At 64.9% G+C, this 16,962-nt stretch carries 18 protein-coding genes; 7 read left to right on the top strand and 11 right to left on the bottom strand.

Annotated features, from left to right (window positions below; all coding sequences use genetic code 11):
- Positions 1-5: 5 nt before the first annotated feature.
- From CK230_RS04105 to groES, 8 genes are all read right to left on the bottom strand, one after another.
- A complete protein-coding gene (locus CK230_RS04105) occupies positions 6-1,133 on the bottom strand; it encodes a serine hydrolase domain-containing protein (RefSeq protein WP_095815934.1) in 1,128 nt (375 codons plus the stop codon).
- Positions 1,134-1,209: 76 nt separating this feature from the next.
- Positions 1,210-1,890, bottom strand: a complete 681-nt coding sequence (locus CK230_RS04100) for a gamma-glutamyl-gamma-aminobutyrate hydrolase family protein (RefSeq protein ID WP_095815933.1) — start codon at positions 1,888-1,890, stop codon at positions 1,210-1,212.
- Positions 1,891-2,184: 294 nt separating this feature from the next.
- The gene (gene htpG / locus CK230_RS04095; protein ID WP_095815932.1) at positions 2,185-4,077 is read right to left on the bottom strand and encodes a molecular chaperone HtpG; all 1,893 of its coding nucleotides are present in this window, start codon (positions 4,075-4,077) and stop codon (positions 2,185-2,187) included.
- A 59-nt stretch (positions 4,078-4,136) separates the two neighbouring features.
- Complete coding sequence (locus CK230_RS04090; protein ID WP_095815931.1) at positions 4,137-4,439, bottom strand: DUF982 domain-containing protein; 303 nt, start codon at positions 4,437-4,439, stop codon at positions 4,137-4,139.
- The gene (locus CK230_RS33005; RefSeq protein ID WP_176480006.1) at positions 4,420-4,821 is read right to left on the bottom strand and encodes a hypothetical protein; all 402 of its coding nucleotides are present in this window, start codon (positions 4,819-4,821) and stop codon (positions 4,420-4,422) included. The genes CK230_RS04090 and CK230_RS33005 overlap by 20 nt, the downstream gene beginning before the upstream one ends.
- 75 nt (positions 4,822-4,896) lie before the next feature.
- The gene (locus CK230_RS04080; protein WP_095815930.1) at positions 4,897-5,118 is read right to left on the bottom strand and encodes a hypothetical protein; all 222 of its coding nucleotides are present in this window, start codon (positions 5,116-5,118) and stop codon (positions 4,897-4,899) included.
- A gap of 63 nt (positions 5,119-5,181) precedes the next feature.
- The gene (gene groL, locus CK230_RS04075) at positions 5,182-6,810 is read right to left on the bottom strand and encodes a chaperonin GroEL (RefSeq protein WP_095815929.1); all 1,629 of its coding nucleotides are present in this window, start codon (positions 6,808-6,810) and stop codon (positions 5,182-5,184) included.
- A gap of 61 nt (positions 6,811-6,871) precedes the next feature.
- The gene (gene groES, locus CK230_RS04070) at positions 6,872-7,186 is read right to left on the bottom strand and encodes a co-chaperone GroES (protein WP_095815928.1); all 315 of its coding nucleotides are present in this window, start codon (positions 7,184-7,186) and stop codon (positions 6,872-6,874) included.
- Positions 7,187-7,513: 327 nt separating this feature from the next.
- On the opposite strand from groES, the gene CK230_RS04065 reads away from it, so the two are divergent.
- From CK230_RS04065 to CK230_RS04045, 5 genes are all read left to right on the top strand, one after another.
- Entirely contained in the window at positions 7,514-7,858 is a 345-nt protein-coding gene (locus CK230_RS04065; protein ID WP_095815927.1) for a hypothetical protein, read from the top strand.
- A gap of 12 nt (positions 7,859-7,870) precedes the next feature.
- Positions 7,871-8,149 carry an usg protein gene (locus tag CK230_RS04060; protein ID WP_095815926.1) on the top strand — a complete coding sequence of 93 codons (279 nt, stop codon included), beginning with the start codon at positions 7,871-7,873 and terminating at the stop codon, positions 8,147-8,149.
- Between the two features lie 234 nt (positions 8,150-8,383).
- Positions 8,384-8,860: an Hsp20 family protein gene (locus CK230_RS04055; protein WP_095815925.1), complete on the top strand. Its 477-nt coding sequence runs from the start codon at positions 8,384-8,386 to the stop codon at positions 8,858-8,860.
- Positions 8,861-8,955: 95 nt separating this feature from the next.
- Positions 8,956-9,465, top strand: a complete 510-nt coding sequence (locus tag CK230_RS04050; protein ID WP_095816407.1) for an Hsp20/alpha crystallin family protein — start codon at positions 8,956-8,958, stop codon at positions 9,463-9,465.
- Between the two features lie 417 nt (positions 9,466-9,882).
- Positions 9,883-11,307 (top strand): hypothetical protein, encoded by a 1,425-nt coding sequence (locus CK230_RS04045; protein ID WP_095816406.1) that lies wholly within the window; start codon positions 9,883-9,885, stop codon positions 11,305-11,307.
- 33 nt (positions 11,308-11,340) lie between these two features.
- Here the strand turns inward: CK230_RS04045 and CK230_RS04040 are convergent, their stop codons facing one another.
- The 3 genes from CK230_RS04040 to CK230_RS04030 all read right to left on the bottom strand — a co-directional run bounded on the left by CK230_RS04040 (position 11,341) and on the right by CK230_RS04030 (position 14,759).
- Positions 11,341-12,234, bottom strand: a complete 894-nt coding sequence (locus CK230_RS04040) for a hypothetical protein (RefSeq protein WP_095815924.1) — start codon at positions 12,232-12,234, stop codon at positions 11,341-11,343.
- A gap of 94 nt (positions 12,235-12,328) precedes the next feature.
- Positions 12,329-13,987 (bottom strand): acyl-CoA synthetase, encoded by a 1,659-nt coding sequence (locus tag CK230_RS04035; RefSeq protein WP_095815923.1) that lies wholly within the window; start codon positions 13,985-13,987, stop codon positions 12,329-12,331.
- 73 nt (positions 13,988-14,060) lie between these two features.
- A complete protein-coding gene (locus CK230_RS04030; RefSeq protein WP_095815922.1) occupies positions 14,061-14,759 on the bottom strand; it encodes a YafY family protein in 699 nt (232 codons plus the stop codon).
- 147 nt (positions 14,760-14,906) lie between these two features.
- Here CK230_RS04030 and CK230_RS04025 point away from each other — a divergent pair, with 147 nt between their 5' ends.
- Both CK230_RS04025 and CK230_RS04020 read left to right on the top strand, forming a co-directional pair.
- Entirely contained in the window at positions 14,907-15,311 is a 405-nt protein-coding gene (locus CK230_RS04025) for a VOC family protein (RefSeq protein WP_095815921.1), read from the top strand.
- 67 nt (positions 15,312-15,378) lie between these two features.
- The gene (locus tag CK230_RS04020; RefSeq protein ID WP_095815920.1) at positions 15,379-16,932 is read left to right on the top strand and encodes a serine hydrolase; all 1,554 of its coding nucleotides are present in this window, start codon (positions 15,379-15,381) and stop codon (positions 16,930-16,932) included.
- The last annotated feature ends 30 nt before the right edge of the window (positions 16,933-16,962 follow it).

Raw genomic sequence — 16,962 nt, 5'->3', positions numbered from 1 at the left:
CTTATTCAGAGCGCGCCGTAGACCGCGTCGATGAGCGCCTTGCGGCGCGGGTCCACATCGTCGAACCCCAGCATGCGGTTGGTGACGTAGCCGAACCCGACGCCGGCGCCGGGATCGGCAAAGCCGATGGCGCCGCCCCAGCCGGTGTGGCCGAAGGTTTGCGGCGACGCGCGGCCTCCATAGACAGGATCCTCGATCTGATAGCCGGCGGCGAAGGCAGTCGGCAGCGCGAAGCTGTCGTCCATGCCGCGAAAGCGCGGCCATGCGGCCTCTTCGATCGCCGCACGGCCGATCAGGCGCTTGCCTTCAAAAGTCCCACCTGCCGCCATCATGCCGTAAATGCGGGCCAGCGCATGGGCGGTGGACTGGCCGTTGCCGCCCGGCACCTCGGCGGCGCGCCAGGCTCGGTCGTTGGGCGCCAGGGCGCGGGGCGCCGGGTTGTCGCATGCGTGGGGAAACGGAGAGGCGCGCACGAACTCGACCCAGTCTGACGTCTTCGGGCCTTCGATCATCTCGGCTGCCCGGGCATCCTCGGGCTCCGCCAGGCCGACATGGAAATCCGCCCCGAGCGGTCCCGCGATCTCTTCCGCGACGAAGCGGCCGACGCTGCGCCCGTCGACGCGCCGCAGCACCTCGCCAGCAAGGTGGCCGTAGCTGAGCGCGTGGTAGACGCAGCGGCTGCCGGGCTCCCACAGCGGCGCCATGGCGGCAAGCGCGTCCGTATAGGGTGCCCAGGCGAGCAGGCCTGCCTCGTCCATCGGCACGGCAAGGCCGTTCAGCCCGGACCGGTGCGACATCACCTGATCGAGGGTGATGCGCTCTTTGCCGCCGGCCGCGAATTCCGGCCAGTAGTGCGCGACCGGTGCGGCATAGTCCAGCTTGCCGCGCTCGACCAGCATGGCGATCGCCAGCGCCACGACGCCCTTGGTGCAAGACCAGACATTGATCAGCGTGTCACGCCGCCACGGCAGCGTGCGTGCGGCATCGGCGTGGCCGCCCCAAAGCTCGACGACCGTCTTGCCGCCGGTCACGACCGAGACGCCACCTCCATGTTCGAGGTCTTGGGCGAAACACCAGGCAAACGCGTCGCGCACGCCGGCAAAACGCGGATCGCAGTGACCGTCTATGTTCATGCGCGAAGCCTCACTTTGTGCCGAAGGATGAAGCCGTCCAGACCGTCACGGCTTAACGCGGTTGCCACCAGGCGCCTCAGCCGAACAGCTTGGTCACGAAGCCGCTGAACCAGGCAAGCTGCGCCGCGTGGTGGGCTTCCATCAGCCGGTCCTGCTCGTCCCGGTCCTGCGCGCCGAGCGTTCCATAGGGCGCGCCTTGCCGCTCCTGCCAGCGCCTGAAGCCTGCCGGGCCTTGCTCGGCGTGGAACTGCAAGGCGTAGGTCTTCTCGCCGATGCGGAACGCCTGGTTGGGAAAAATCTCGCTCGAGGCGAGGTGCACCGCACCGTACGGCAGGTCGAAGGTGTGGAAATGGTTCTGCGGCAGGAAGAGCGGCCGATCGAGGAAGTCGCCGGCCTCCGCCGTCGGCGTGATCTCGAAATAGCCGAACTCCCTGATGCCGCTTTCCATCGGGCGGACATCGGCGCCGAGATACCAGGCGATCTGCTGCGCGCCCTGGCAGATGCCCAGCAGCGGCAGGTCGTTGTCCAGGCAATGCTCGATCAGCGCGGCTTCGTGATCGAGGAACGGATGATTGTCGGTGTCGAAGACATTGAACGGCCCGCCATAGATCACCGCCCCGTCGACATTTTCGAGATCGATCCGCTCGCCCTTGAACGGCATGGCGGTCGTGACCGCATGGCCATTCGCCTCAAGCGTCGTCTGGACATGATCGTCGCCCGGCTCTTCCGAATGCCTGACCAGAACGATGCGCTTCATCGGAGCTCCTGCCGCTCATCCGCGAGACTACGATAGAGCTTAGCGGGTCATTGGCAATGTGCCAGCCTCCGATCGTGTTTGGCGGCGCCGCCCCTCCATTTGTCATCCTCGGGCTTGACCCGAGGATCCATGCCGTGACACATGCCGTAGAGCTCAACAGTGCAGAATTCTGTAACTGTTGCAGCGCCTTAGCGTCATGGCATGGATCCTAGGGTCTGCGCGCGTCGCTGCGCTCCTTGCTTCGCCCTAGGATGACGAGGTATGGGCGGCGCATATCGGTATGGGCGCCCTCATTCACCCCTTCGCCAACCCCCGATCGATCAGCCGCGCAAGACGCGCCGAGAACGCCTTGGCGTCGGCCGGCTTGTCGCCGTCGAGCACGCGGGCTTCGTCGTAGAGCAGATGCGCGGCGTCCTCCTTGAACGCCCTGTCACCATCGCCGAGCTTTGCCAGCGCCGCCACGCGCTCGTGGCGCGGGTTGATCTCGAGGATCGGCTTGGCGGCCTTGTCGAGCCGGCCGGCAGCATTGAGCAGGCGCTCGAACTGGCGGTCCGGGCCATGCTCGGGCGCGACGAGGCAGACGGCGCTTTCGGTCAGCCGGTCGGAGGCCTTCACGTCCGACACCTCGTCCCCAAGTGTAGTCTTCACGAAGGCAAGGAACGTCGCGATGTCGGATGACGTCTCGGCATCCGGTTTCGCCGCATCGTCGGGCAGCGGGATATCGGCAAGCTCTGCCGCGCCCTGCGTCACCGACTTGAACGGCTTGCCGTCGAATTCCGGCGCCATCGTCACCCAGAAACTGTCGACCGGATCGGTGAGCAAAAGCACCTCGATGCCGCGCGCGCGAAACCCTTCGAGCTGCGGCGAGGCCTCCAGCCGGGCGCGGTCGTCGCCGGCCATGAAGAAGATCGCCTTCTGGCCCTCCTTCATCTCCGCCACATAGTCGGCAAGGCTGCGCCAGCCTTCGCCCGAAGCAGTCGAACGGAAGCGGGCAAGCTTCAGCAACTGCTCGCGCCGCTCGTAATCCTCATAGAGGCCTTCCTTGAGGACGACGCCGAAATTCTCCCAGATCTTTGTGTAGGCTTCGGCATTGTTTTCGGCGGTCTTGGCAAGGTCGCCCAAGACACGGTTGGTCACGCCCTTGCGGATCGCGGCGAGCAGGGGGCTTTCCTGGATCATCTCGCGCGAGACGTTGAGCGGCAGGTCGGCGGAGTCGACCACGCCGCGCACGAAGCGCAGGTAGCGCGGCAGCAGATCGGCATCGTCGGTGATGAAGACGCGCCGCACATAGAGCTTCATGCGGCCCTTGCGGTCCTGGTCGAACAGGTCGAACGGCCGCGATCCGGGCACGAAGGCAAGCACGCTGTATTCCTGCCGGCCTTCGGCGCGGAAATGAATGGTCGAGGCCGGCTCGTCATACTGGCCGGCGACGCTGCGATAGAAATCGGTATATTCCTCCGGTTTGATCTCGCTCTTCTGCCGCACCCAGAGCGCCGTGCCGTCTGCGATGTCGCGCGCCTCGGCGCCGGGCTTCTCGACAAGCGTGATCGGCACCGGCACATGGCCCGACTGCGACTTCGCCAGCCCTTCGAGCCTGTAGGGCGCGGTGTAGGAGGAGGCGTCCTCCATCAGGTGCAGCACCACGCGCGTGCCGCGCTTGGGCGCCGCCTCGAGCGGCACCGGCGCGATTTCATAGGTGCCCTTGCCGTCGGACGACCAGCGGAAAGCCTCCTCGCTGCCGGCCTGGCGGCTTATGACGTCCACCCGGTCGGCGACCATGAAAGCCGAGTAGAAGCCGACGCCGAACTGCCCGATGAGTTGCGTATCCTCCGCCGCCTTGCCGGCCTCGACGCGCTCCATGAAGGCGCGCGTGCCGGAGCGCGCGATCGTGCCCAGCGCTTCCGCCATCTCGTCGCGGCTCATGCCGATGCCGTTATCCTCGACGGAAAGCTGCTTATTGTCCGGATCGGCGGCAATGGTGATGCGCGGCTTCGGATCGTCGCCCAGAAGCTCGGGACGGCTCACCGCCTCGAAGCGCAGCTTCTCGCAGGCATCCGCCGCGTTGGAGATCAGCTCGCGCAGGAAGACATCCCGGTCCGAATAGACCGAATGCACCATCATGTGCAGCAGCCGCGAGACGTCCGCCTCGAATGTTCTGGTTTCCGCCGTCTTGGTGTCAGTCGTCATTCAAAATTCCTGGGTTGGTCGTTTGTCCGCCGCGCCAAAACGCGCCGGGCTTCAAATCTTCAGCCATTGTTGCTTGTGGACGCGCGCCCTGCCAGCACTGCGGGCGCCAGCGAAGCCATGTCCGGCGCCAGAATATCGTGGCGGCGGGCGAAGGCAACAAGGGTTGCCCGCACCGTTTCTGCGTCGATCTCGCCGGCAATGCCGGCCTTGCAGGCGTTGAGCGCGATCGCATGCGCGCTGCTCCTGCCCGCGACCGGCCAATCCTGCAGCAGGGCATAGGCTTCCGCCACGGTCTCAAGCCGCGCCGGCAAGCCCATGCCGACAAGCACCATGACAGGCTCTTCAAAGCGGTCGTGGTTCATGGTCTGGACCCTCTTTCCGGTGGATGCCCACGTTGCCCGGGCGAAGGCCGGTCGCCCCGGCCAGCGCATGCCGGCGCGGATAGGGCGGTTGCAGGACTACGCCGTGCGGCCGCGGCTGGCCTGTGCCGGTGAAGGCCTGCACATTGACCAGGCCCGCAGGCGTGGTGTGCGTCGCTGAAATCTGCTGGTTCAGGCGCGGCGGCGGCAGCGCCTTATGCGCCTTGACCAGGGCCTCGATCCAGGCGGCGACCGCCAGCGGCACCGGCGCGCGCCCCTCGATCCAGCGCGTCGCATCGGTCCTGGAACAGCCAAGCTCCTGCGCCAGGTCGCTGGCTTCCCATCGCAAGCTTCTCAGGCATTCCCGCAAGCGTCCTGCAATCATGGCAATTGCAATTCCCTTCGCCCAATCCCATCGCGACAGAGTCGGACGGACCCGCCGTGGCGGGGCCGACTTCGCTCAGCTTCGCGCCGATGTTTCGGTAGCCGATACCTGCTGCGCGGCAAGGAACATCAGCGTCGAGGCGACGGTCCGCCGGTTCCATCCGGCGGCTTCGGCCGCGTCGAGCAGACCTGCCAGCAGCGGCTTCAGCGCGTTCCGGCATTCGGCTTCATAGGCGAGGAATTCGCTTGCCGGATGCGTCGGCGCGGCAATCGAGCCATCTGCGCTCATCATGTTCATAAGGGCCTCCCAAGTTCTGGTGAAACGCCCGCTCCCGTAATCGGGAGCGGGCTCCCATCTATCTCAGAAGTCCATGCCGGCGCCGGCCGGCACGGCCGGGGCGGCTTCCTTCTTCGGCTTTTCGGCCACCATCGCCTCGGTGGTGACCAGCAGGCCGGCGACCGAAGCGGCGTCCTGCAGCGCGGTGCGCACGACCTTGGCGGGGTCGATCACACCCTGCTTGTAGAGGTCGCCATACTCGCCGGTCTGGGCATTCCAGCCAAAGGCGAAGTCGGTCTTCTCGCGCAGCTTGCCGACGATGATCGAGCCTTCCGCCCCGCTATTCTCGGCGATCTGGCGCGCCGGAGCCTCGATCGCGCGCCGCACGATATCGACGCCGTATCGCTGGTCGGGATTGTCGACCGCGACCGCGTCGAGCGCTTTGGCCGCCCTGAGCAGGGCAACGCCGCCGCCGGGCAGGATGCCTTCCTCGACCGCGGCGCGGGTGGCGTGCAGCGCATCGTCGACGCGATCCTTTTTCTCCTTGACCTCGACTTCCGTCGCGCCGCCGACGCGGATCACTGCGACGCCGCCGGCGAGCTTGGCCAGCCGCTCCTGCAGCTTCTCGCGATCATAGTCGGAGGTGGTCTCCTCGATCTGCGCCTTGATCTGCGCGACGCGGCCCTGGATCTCCTCCTTCTTGCCGGCGCCGTCGACGATGGTGGTGTTCTCCTTCTCGATCGCGACCTTCTTGGCGCGGCCGAGCATCTCCAGCGTGACATTCTCCAGCTTGATGCCGAGATCCTCGCTGATGGCGGTGCCGCCGGTGAGGATGGCGATGTCCTCCAGCATGGCCTTGCGGCGGTCGCCGAAGCCCGGAGCCTTGACGGCGGCGACTTTCAGCCCGCCGCGCAGCTTGTTGACCACCAGCGTGGCCAGAGCCTCGCCCTCGACATCCTCGGCGATGATCAGCAGCGGCTTGCCCGACTGGACCACGGCCTCGAGCACGGGAAGCAGCGCTTGCAGGTTGCCGAGCTTCTTCTCATGAATCAGCACATAGGGCTCGTCGAGCTCGACGCGCATCTTGTCCTGGTTGGTGATGAAGTAGGGTGAGAGATAGCCGCGGTCGAACTGCATGCCTTCGACGACTTCCAACTCGGTCTCGGCGGTCTTGGCTTCCTCGACGGTGATAACGCCTTCGTTGCCGACCTTTTCCATGGCCTCGGCCAGGAAGCGGCCGATCTCGGCATCGCCATTGGCCGAGATGGTGCCGACCTGTGCGACCTCGTCGTTTCTGGTGATCTTGCGGGCATTGGTCTTGAGTTCGGCGACGACCGCATCCACCGCCTTGTCGATGCCGCGCTTCAGGTCCATCGGGTTCATGCCCGAGGCGACGGCCTTGGCGCCTTCGCGAACGATCGCCTGGGCAAGCACGGTGGCCGTCGTGGTGCCGTCGCCGGCGATGTCGCTGGTTTTCGAAGCGACCTCGCGGACCATCTGGGCGCCCATGTTCTCGAACTTATCCTCAAGCTCGATCTCCTTGGCGACGGTGACGCCGTCCTTGGTGATGCGCGGCGCGCCGAACGACTTGTCGATGACGACGTTCCGGCCCTTCGGGCCGAGGGTGACTTTCACCGCATCGGCGAGGATGTTGACGCCGCGCAGCATGCGCTCGCGGGCGTCGGAATGGAATTTGACTTCCTTGGCAGCCATCGGATCACTCCTTTTAGGCAGTTTTCATTGACTGGGTTGCGGTTCGATCGAAGCCCCTCGGTCAGGCGGCGTTCTTCAGCGTCGCGGCCTGGTCGATCACGCCCATCACGTCGCTTTCCTTCATGATGAGCAGATCCTCGCCGTTAAGCTTGATCTCGGTGCCCGACCACTTGCCGAACAAGATGCGGTCGCCCACCTTCACGTCGAGGGGCACGAGCTTGCCGCTCTCGTCGCGGGCGCCCGGGCCGACGGCGATGACTTCGCCTTCCTGCGGCTTTTCCTTGGCGGTGTCAGGGATGATGATGCCGCCGGCCGTCTTCTCTTCGGCCTCGATGCGGCGGACGAGCACGCGGTCATGCAATGGACGGAACGTCATATCGTTCTCCTTCAGGACAAACAGATTGCGAGAGGTCCCTCCGCTCCGGACCGGCAGGACCGGAGCGGGGCTCGCGACCCTTTCGGCGTCGCGCGCATGTCGAGCTAATTTTGCCTTCTTGTACTTTCAAGGGGGTGTCGAAAATTTTTTGGCACTCTCGACCGCCGAGTGCTAGCGTGCTGAAAACATGCGATAAATCCAATCGCGCGACAAAGGAAAGGCTTGAATTCGCGATTCAGCTGAACAAAATTATCGGCGCCCGGCAGCGCCGGGACCACTGAGAAATTTGGAACCCGAACCAAGGAGTTTTGGAGACGGAGGACAGAAATGGACCGACAGACGCTATCGCCGATCATTCCTTCCCTTGCTCCCGACATATCAGACCTTTCGCTCGACCGGCTGCTGTCGCCGGCCAGCCATTTTCAGCACCCGCGGGATGTGCTGGAGGACGGCTCGCTCAACATATGGGAAAAGCGGGCGATCCTCTCGTCCTGGGCGTCCGACGCCTGCGCCGTTGAATCGATGCCGGCGCTGCGCCAGCCGCCGGGCGCCGACCGGCCGGTCTCCTTCGACGACATCATGGATGCGCTGCGCCGGCTCGATGCGCTTGGCCCACCCAGCGACCCTGCGGATGACGACCACCGGCAGTTGGTCGAGCGGCTGAGCGCGTAAGGGCGGCAGACGATGGTGAACGCGGTCAGCACGGAATTCCGCTTGCAGATGAATGGCTATGGCCTGACCACTGCCGAGATCCATTATCATCTGCCCGACCATCCCAGCCTGCTCCAGCTCTATGTCTGGCAGGACTATGATCTGGCCCCGGGTTTCCCCGCGCTGAAGGGCTTTCTGGGCTTTTGGCAACGCGAGCTGGCCGGCGCCTTGCATTCCGTCCGGGTCGCCCACCATCGGCTCATCAGGCCATCCGAATGGCGGGCCGTCGACGGGATCATCGCGATCCAGTGAGGATCAGCTCCGCAAGGCGGTCGTGTTATGCGGCCGCCTTCATCATCTGTCCGCCTGGATTCACACGAAAAGTGTGACTTTTCATGATCTGAAGGCGATTCGATCCGGGGGTCTTGACGTGCCGGCGTTGAATTCCCAGATGGATTTTGCCGGGTCTTGAGAGACCGGCAAGGTCAAGGAGCGCCGCTTCCTTGGCGCTCCTCGTATCTATGTTGCTCAATGGAGGATATAGCTATGAGAACCACCTTTGACTTCAGTCCTCTGTTCCGGTCGAGCATCGGCTTCGATCGAATGTTGAACGCGCTCGAAACGGCGAGCCGGATCGAGACCGTCGACAATTGGCCACCCTACGACATCGCCAAGACCTCGGAAGACGACTACCGCATCAGCATGGCGGTGGCAGGCTTCGCGCAGGACGAACTGGACATTACCCAGGAGCAGAACATGCTCATGGTCTCGGGCCAGAAAGCCGGCGAAGATAAGGGTGAGTACCTGCATCGAGGCATCGCCGGCCGCGCGTTCCAGCGCCGTTTCGAGCTTGCCGACCACGTCAAGGTCGTCGGCGCCAGCCTGGTCAATGGCCTGCTGACGATCGATCTGAAGCGTGAAATTCCGGAAGAGATGAAACCGCGTCGGATCGAGATCGGAGCCGACAAGGCGACGCCCAAAAACGCGACGAAGAAGATCGAAGCCGAGAAGCACGCGGCCTAAGGGCCTCCCTGTCGGCGCATCCGCGCAACGCGCCGGGCACATGGCCCGGCGCAACAGGAAGCCATTCCAGACCAATGAGCAGAAAGGAGGAAACCATGAGTGTCCGTGATCTGATTCCCTGGGGCCGGAGCAACGGCAACCAGGTTCCAAGCGTGTTCCACGACGGCGAACGCGATCCGTTCCTGTCGCTTCATCGTGAGGTGAATCGTCTGTTCGACGATGTTTTCCGCGGCTTCGACAGCCGGTGGCCGTCTGTTGGCGGTGCCTCCGCCCTGGGCGCCAGTTGGCCGAGCGTCGAGATCTCCAACGGCGAGAAGGAGATCAAGGTGACGGCCGAGGTGCCCGGCCTTGAACAGAAAGACATCGAAGTCCTGTTCGACGACGGCGTGCTGACGCTGCGAGGCGAGAAGCGCTCCGAGACGGATGACAAGGATAGGCAATTCTCGGAGCGTTACTATGGCCGCTTCGAACGCCGCATCCCGCTCGGCTACGAGGTCAAGGAAGACGAGGTGGAGGCGCGCTTCAGGAATGGCGTGCTGACCGTCACCTTACCGAAGAGCGAGAAGGCGCAGTCGCAAGTCAAGCGCATCGACATCAAGAGTTGATGCATCGACGCGGGAGGCGATGCGCCTCCCGCGTCGCAATCCTCGAACCCACCTTGAACAGATGCCGGCGCAGCGCAACTCTTCGCAGCCGCTCGAGGGCGGCCGAGGATAGAGGAAATTCATGCGACGGAAGCTAGATTTTTTAGTGCAAAAGTCTTCGCATCGGTCATGTGAATGATGACAAGCAGCACGCAGTCTTTCCCTGTTGCGGCGCGGGCTTTCAGCGCGAGCGCGGAGAGGAAATTAACATAAGTTAAGAGCCGTGGGGCGATCACCTGGCAGCGTATCCGCATAAGATTGTGAGCGGCGATAACCTTAATTTTGGTTTCCTTTGCACAGGCTTCCCGAACGGAAGGTAAAGGGATAGGTTAGCAATTCGTTAAGTACGCGCGGGGCGCGAGTAAGGGATGTGCCGTGATGAATTTCAAGTCTCTGATCAAGCGGGCCGAGGACGTCGATAAGGAATTTCAGGACCTTCAATCGGATCTGGCGGAAGCATTCGAGGACGTTCTGAAAGATGATGAACAGCCGCCGTCGGGAGACGATGCCGTTGCAGGCCAGGAACTAGTAGCAAGCGACGAGAATGCGCCGCCAGAAGAGCAGCCCGAGCCAGCTTCATCGCGGTTGACGCCCCATACCCAGACGCGGCTCGCGGCGCTGGAGGCGGTCGCAGGGCTTTTCCGGGACGGGCAGGGCCATCTCCAGGAGATCGAGGCGAAGCTGGCGGAGATCGCCACCGCGCATCATATGACGCGCGAAGTCCTCAACGTCTTCCATCGCGACGTGTTGCGCTCCAACGAGCTGGAACTGGCAAATCTCGCTCTCACCACCGAACACAAGATGCTTTCCGAACAATTGCTCGACGCCGCCCGCAAGCTGCGCGAGCGCGACGGCGCGGCCGAAGCTTGGCAACAGCGCGAGGCGAGCCTCGTCCAGGACCGTGAGCAGCTGCGCTCGGCGCTTGCGGCCGTGCGACTGGAGCTGGTGGAGATGAGCAATGAGAGCGCCAGGCGCGAAACGGAGTTCGGCGAGATCGTCAAGGCTCTGACCGCCAAGACTGTCGAAGTCGACAGGCGCGGCGCCGAGAACAAGCTGCTGCGCGAGAAGCAAGTCGGCCTCACGGTCGACCTGGAGCAGGCGCAAAAACGCGAGGCTGAGGCCCGGCACAAGTTCGATGAGTTCGCGGCGACTCATGCCAGCGAAACCGCCCACATTGCCGAGCTGATGGCGCAGATCGGCAACCACGAAAAGGAAGAAAGCCGGCTGCAGAAGACGCTGGAGGCAACGCAGGCCAGGCTTGCCGAAACCGCGGAGGCGGCCCGTATTGCCGAAAGCGACAACGCGGCCGAATTGGCCCGCGCCCAGGCCGAGATGCGCGGGCTGCGCTCGGAAATCCAGGAATTGCAGTCGCGCCTGGATCAGGCCACGACAACCAATGGCGAAAGCTCGGCCGAGATCGTCAGGCTGAAGGCTGAGCTCAACGATGCCGTGACCGAACGCCAGATCGCCCAGGAAAGACTGGCCGTCCTCAAGGAGGAGAGCGAAGCCGACAAGAAGAGCCTGTCGGTGGTCAACACCAATCTCTCCCAGCTCTCCCTGCAGCAGGCGTCCGAGCAGATCCAGCTCGATATCCAGAAGCAGGAATGCGAGGATTTGCGCGCCGAGGTCGAAGCGCTCAACGCCCGCATCCGGGAATTGCTGCCTTACGAGCGGCTGCATCGGGTGACCGACGCAAGGTCACGCAAGGATGCCGCGCCTCAGGCCAATGGGATCATCGCCGAAACGGCGCGCCCCGCCGCGCGGCGTGTTCCGCGGCGGAACTTGCGACTGAACGCTGGCTGAGAAAACCGCCGCGCCTGGAACTGCTTTGGCGGGCTACTTGCCCGCCATGCCGTCGGCAAGGTCCTGCGCCTGCTTGAGCAGCGCCGGGAAGGCCGGATCGCCGGGCAGACGCTCCGCCATGCAGGCGCGGTAGTCGGCATCGCCCTTTTCCCAGGCGGCATTGGCAGGGTCGGAGGCCTGCGGGTTGTCCTGGTCGGAGCCCTCGTCCGCCTGCTGGGCTTTCTGCGCGGCCGCGTCGGCGGCTGCCCAGATTGAATCGCAGGCGGCGATCTTCGGCACGGCGGGCGAGGCGGGCGCCTCGGCGATCATCACGCGGTCGCCTTTGACGACCCCCACCACGACATGCTGCTCGTAGATCGGCCCGACATCCTGCGTCCAGCCGCCGAGCCGAGCCACCACCATGTCGGCGCCGTCGGGCTTCTTCAGCGGAAAGTCGAGCGTGCCGGAGAAGGCGGCGTCGCTGCCGATGGCCTGGGTATAGAAGCTATCGAGCTTCAACGCCGCGGCGATATCGGTGGGCAGCTTGAAATCCGCTTCTGCCTCAGTCGATTTGGACTTGAGCCAGCGCTCGGTCATTCCCCGCGTCGAGACGACGATGCTCGGGCCGTCGTCGCTCTGGGCATACCGCAGCCCGTCGAGCATGCCGTAGCCGATATCGGAGGCGTTGAGGCTTTCGATGTTGTTGGTGCCGGTCGCCGGGAAACCCTTGACCGAAAGCGGACCGAGAATGGCGGCGAGACGCTGCTGCAGGTCGGCCAGCGCCTTCTCGTTCTGGGCGTCGATGGTTTCGATGGCCGTGTTGGCGCTCTCCTGCGCGGTGATGTCGGCGATCGCCTTGTCGCGCGCCGCGATATAATCGTCTTCCGGCGAGGCGGCGAGCGCCGTGCTGCCTGCCAGCGCCAGGAGAAGTGTCAAGACCAGCCGCATGCTGCAAACCCCAAATTAGCGATCAAGAGCCCATGCGAGCCATCGCCCGACTTGGCGGCTTTTGCGTGGCGGAAATCAAGGCAGGCGCAAATCTTTATTCCGCCTTGCGCTTCTCGACCTCCGCCTTGCGCAACAGGAACCTTTGGATCTTGCCGCTCGGCGTCTTCGGCAGCTCGCTCACGAACTCGACCTCGCGCGGATAGGAATGCGCCGACAGCCGCTTCTTCACATGTTGGGCGAGCTCCTCGGCGAGCGCCTCGCTGCCTTGGTAAGCGGGCGCCAGCACCACGAAGGCCTTGACGATCTCGGTGCGCTGCGGATCTGGCACGCCGACCACCGCCGCCTCGTTGACCGCAGGGTGCTCGATCAGCGCGCTTTCGACATCGAAAGGCCCGATGCGGTAGCCGGACGAGGTGATGACGTCGTCGGCCCGGCCGATGAAGGAGACCGAGCCGTCCGGCTCGTACTCCACAGTATCGCCGGTGCGATAATAGCCGCCGGCGATCGCCGGCGTTTCCGCCTGGTGGTAGCCGTCGAACCAGCGCAGCGGCGAGTTGGCGATATCAACGGCGAGCACGCCGGGCTGGTTGGGGCCGAGCTCGTTGCCTTCGTCATCCAGCACCACCATGCGGTAGCCCGGCATGGCGAAGCCGGCCGAACCCGCGCGTACAAGATGCTTGAGCCCGTGATGGTTGTTGACCATCATGCCGTTCTCGGTCTGCCCGTAATGATCGTGGATCGGCGCGGCGAGATGCGCGTCGAACCAGCGGATCACTTCCGGGTTGAGCGGCTCGCCGGCGCTGCTCACCACGCGCAGTTTTCCTTTGACGCGAGCCGCGGCCTCGGGCCCTTCCGCCATCAGCAGGCGATAGGCCGTCGGCGAGCCGGCAAGGCTGGTGACGCCCAGCCGCTCGATGATGTCGTATGTCGATCTGGCGTTGAAGGCGCCTTCGTAGAAGGTGGTGGCGATGCCGAGCTGAAGCGGCCCTGTGATGGCGTAGTAGAGCCCGTAAGCCCAGCCGGGGTCGGCGATATTCCAGAAGACGTCGTCGGAGCGAAGCCCGATCGCGTCGCGCATATAGGCGCCGAAGGCGGTGAGCGCGCTGAGCGGCACCGGCACGCCTTTCGGGTGCCCGGTGGTGCCGGAGGTCGACATCATCATGAACAGATCCGAGCCCTTGCGTATCACCGGCGCGCAGTCGGGGGAGGCGGCGGCGAGCGCCGCGCGGAAATCGACGTCGCCTTCGGGCAGCGTCTCGCCGGGGGCGAGAATGGTGGCAATGCACGGATGGTTTTCCACCTCGTCGAGCTTGCCGCGGTTGGCGGGGTTGGTCACCACCAGCTTCGCCTTGCTGTAGCTCAGGCGATGCTCGACCGCCTTCGGCCCGAAAGCCGTGAACAAAGGCTGGTAGACGGCGCCGATCCGCCATGTGCCGAGGATCAGCGCCACCAGCTCGGGGATGCGCGGCAGCATGCCGGCCACGACATCGCCGGGATCGACGCCGAGACTTTTGAGCAGGGTGCCGACGCGGCCCGACAGGTCGGCGAGGTCGTCGAAGGAATATTCGCGCAATTCGCCGCCGGCCGAGATCGCGCGCAGCGCCAGCCGGTTCTCGCCGGTATAGCGGCCGCAGCATTCGACATAGGCGTTGATGCCGATGGCCGGGTCGCCATGAAGGCGCGCGATCTCGTCCTCGATACGGAAGCGCGCAACGGCATCCTCATAGCGCGGCAGCGCTGGCGTCTTGGTCATGGCGGTCCTCCCTTGGAGGGAGATTGCCCGAAAAGAGGACGCGGGTCGATTGCGGCGAAAGTTGAGCCCCGGCTCAAGGCAAACGTAGCCCCTGTGCCTGCATATGGCGTTTCCAGCGGCTGCGCAGTTCAGCAGGCCGGCAACCGATGCGCTCGTCGAGAAACTCCGCCTCGCTGATCCGGTCGGTGCGGAAATGGCGGAAATCCTGGCGCAGCTCGCACCAGGCGGCGATGAGCCGCACCGTTTCGGCATAGCCGATCATGGTCGGCCAGATGACGCGCTCGCTCTCGTTGCCATGTCCGTTGCGGTAGCGGATCCGGATCTTGTGGCCCTTGCGGATCGACGCCCGCGCCTTCGCGACATCCAGCCCGTCCGGCAGGCTCGCGCGGCTGAGCGGCGCGCCGACGGTCGGATTGCTGACGAAGGGACGCAGCCGCTCGGGCACCACAGTGGCGATCTTGACGATCAGGTCGCGCGCCGCGCCCGCCAGCACCGGATCGCCCTTGTCGGCCACCCATTGCGCGCCGAGCACCGCCGCCTCCAGCTCGTCCGGCGTCAGCATCAGCGGCGGCATGTCGTAATCGCGGTCGAGCACATAGCCGAGGCCGGCCTCGCCCCGGATCGGCACGCGCTGTCCGATCAGGTCGGCAATGTCGCGATAGACCGAGCGGCGCGAGGTTTCGAGTTCCTCGGCGATCCGGCCGGCTGTGATCGGCCGGCTCGAGCGCCGCAGGATCTGGATGATCTGGAACAGTCTGTCGGCGCGGCGCAAGGCAAATCTCCTGTTGCCACTATGCTGGCAGCAGGCCTGGTCCACAAGCCGGGGCAGGGCGCCTGAACGGGCGCGTCCAGCCGCGAAGACCTCTTTGTCGGCCAGCCGACCAAGAAACTCCTTGCGGCCGATCCACGGAGAAGATCAATGAATTTCGTTTCGACCCGCATCATCACCGCCGACGTCAAGCGGCTCGTCGCCTTCTACGAGGCGGCGACGGGCATCAAGCTCACGCTCTACACGGAGGATTTCGCCGAGCTCGTCACGGAAGCCGGCACGCTGGCGATCGGCAGCACGCGCACGCTTCAGCTCTTCGGCGGCGACCACGTGGCAAGCCCGGCGGCAAATCGCACTGCCATCATCGAATTCCGCGTCGCCGATGTCGATGCCGAGTACCGGCGGTTGGGCGAGATCCTCGACGGCGCACTGGTGCAGGCGCCAACGACGATGCCCTGGGGCAACCGCTCGCTGCTGTTTCGCGACCCCGACGGCAATTTGGTGAATTTCTTCACGCCGGTGACGGCGGAGGCGATTGCGAAGTTCGACAGGTGACAGGGATTGGCCCCGCTGGCGCCAGCCTGTAACATCGCAAGATGAATGCGGAGAGGGGGGCGCAAGCATGCGGCTTGATCGGAATCTCTGTCATCTGAGGATCTGGGCATTCGTCCTGATGGCCCTTTGGCCGCCTGCCGTGTGGGCGGACCCGATCTCGCCGGAGCGGATGGCCACCGCCCTGTCGAAGCTCGAAGCGCTGGCGCAAGGCGCTGTCGAGGCCGGTTCGGTCCCAGGTCTGGCCATTGCCGTCGTGCATGACGACCAAGTGATCTTCCTCAAGGGTTTCGGACATCGCGAGGCCGGCAAGCCGGAACCTGCCGATGCCGATACGGTGTTCCAGATCGCCTCGCTGTCCAAGCCGGTCTCCGCCACCGTCGTCGCGGCCCTGGTCAGCGACCACGTGGTGTCCTGGGATTCGAGGATCGCCGACCTCGACCCGGCCTTCCAACTGGCCGACCCCTATCCGACGAGCCAGCTCACGATACGTGACCTGTTCTCGCATCGCAGTGGCCTTCCAGGCACTGCCGGCGACGACCTGGAGGACCTCGGCTACGACCGCGCCACGATCCTGCATCGCCTGCGCTTCGTGCCGCCGTCGTCGAGCTTTCGCGCCGGCTATTCCTACAGCAATTTCGGTCTGACCGAGGGCGCCGTCGCCGCCGCGATGCCGACCGGAAAGGCTTGGGAACAGATCGCCGAGGAGAAGCTCTACCGTCCGCTCGGCATGGCCTCGACCAGCTCCCGTCACGCGGACTTCATCCGGCACGACGATCGCGCCGCGCTTCACGTCAGGGTCGACGGCGCCTGGGCCGCCAAGATCAAGCGCGATCCGGATGCGCAGGCTCCGGCCGGCGGCGTCAGCTCCACCGCCCGCGATCTTGCGCAATGGGTGCGCCTGCTGCTGGGCGACGGCGTCTATGCCGGCAAGACCCTGATCGCCGCCGATGCGCTCGACCAGACGCATGTGCCCTTGATGACGCGCGGCAGGAACCCGGTGTCCGGCAGCGAATCCTTCTACGGCCTCGGCTGGAATGTCGAGTTCGGCCGGCACGGCCTGAGCTGGGGCCACGCCGGCGCTTTTAGCGTCGGCGCGCGCACCCTGGTGACGATCTTCCCAAAGGACAAGCTCGGCATCGTCATCCTTGCCAATGCCTTCCCGACCGGCGTGCCGGAAGGGCTATCCGACAGCTTTGCCGATCTGGTCTTCGACGGTTCGGTCGAGAAGGACTGGATCAAGGCATGGGACGCGATCTATGCCGGCATGTTCGGTCCGGTGGTCGAAGCGGCCAAGGCCAGATATGCCGCGCCGCAGTCGTCGGCGAGGCCGGCAGCGCCCGCCAGCGCCTATGCCGGCCGCTATGCCAACGACTTCATCGGCGACGCGACCGTATCGGGCGAGGGCGGGGGCGTCGTGCTCAAGCTCGGGCCTGCCGGAGTAAGGTCCTATCCGCTGAGGCACTATGACGGCGACCTGTTCCTGACCAATCCTGATGCCGAGACGCCGGAGAGGCCGACGGGCGTCAGCTTCGTCGTCGGTCCGGATGGCAAGGCGTCGACTGTCACCATCGAGTTCCTCGACGACAATCACCTCGGCACGCTGCGGCGCGTGGGCGATTGAAACCGCCGCCGGAAAGGCCGGCAACGCGCA

Source organism: Mesorhizobium sp. WSM3859 (assembly GCF_002295065.1).
Lineage (GTDB): Bacteria > Pseudomonadota > Alphaproteobacteria > Rhizobiales > Rhizobiaceae > Mesorhizobium.
This window is presented reverse-complemented; position numbering and strand designations above follow the sequence as displayed.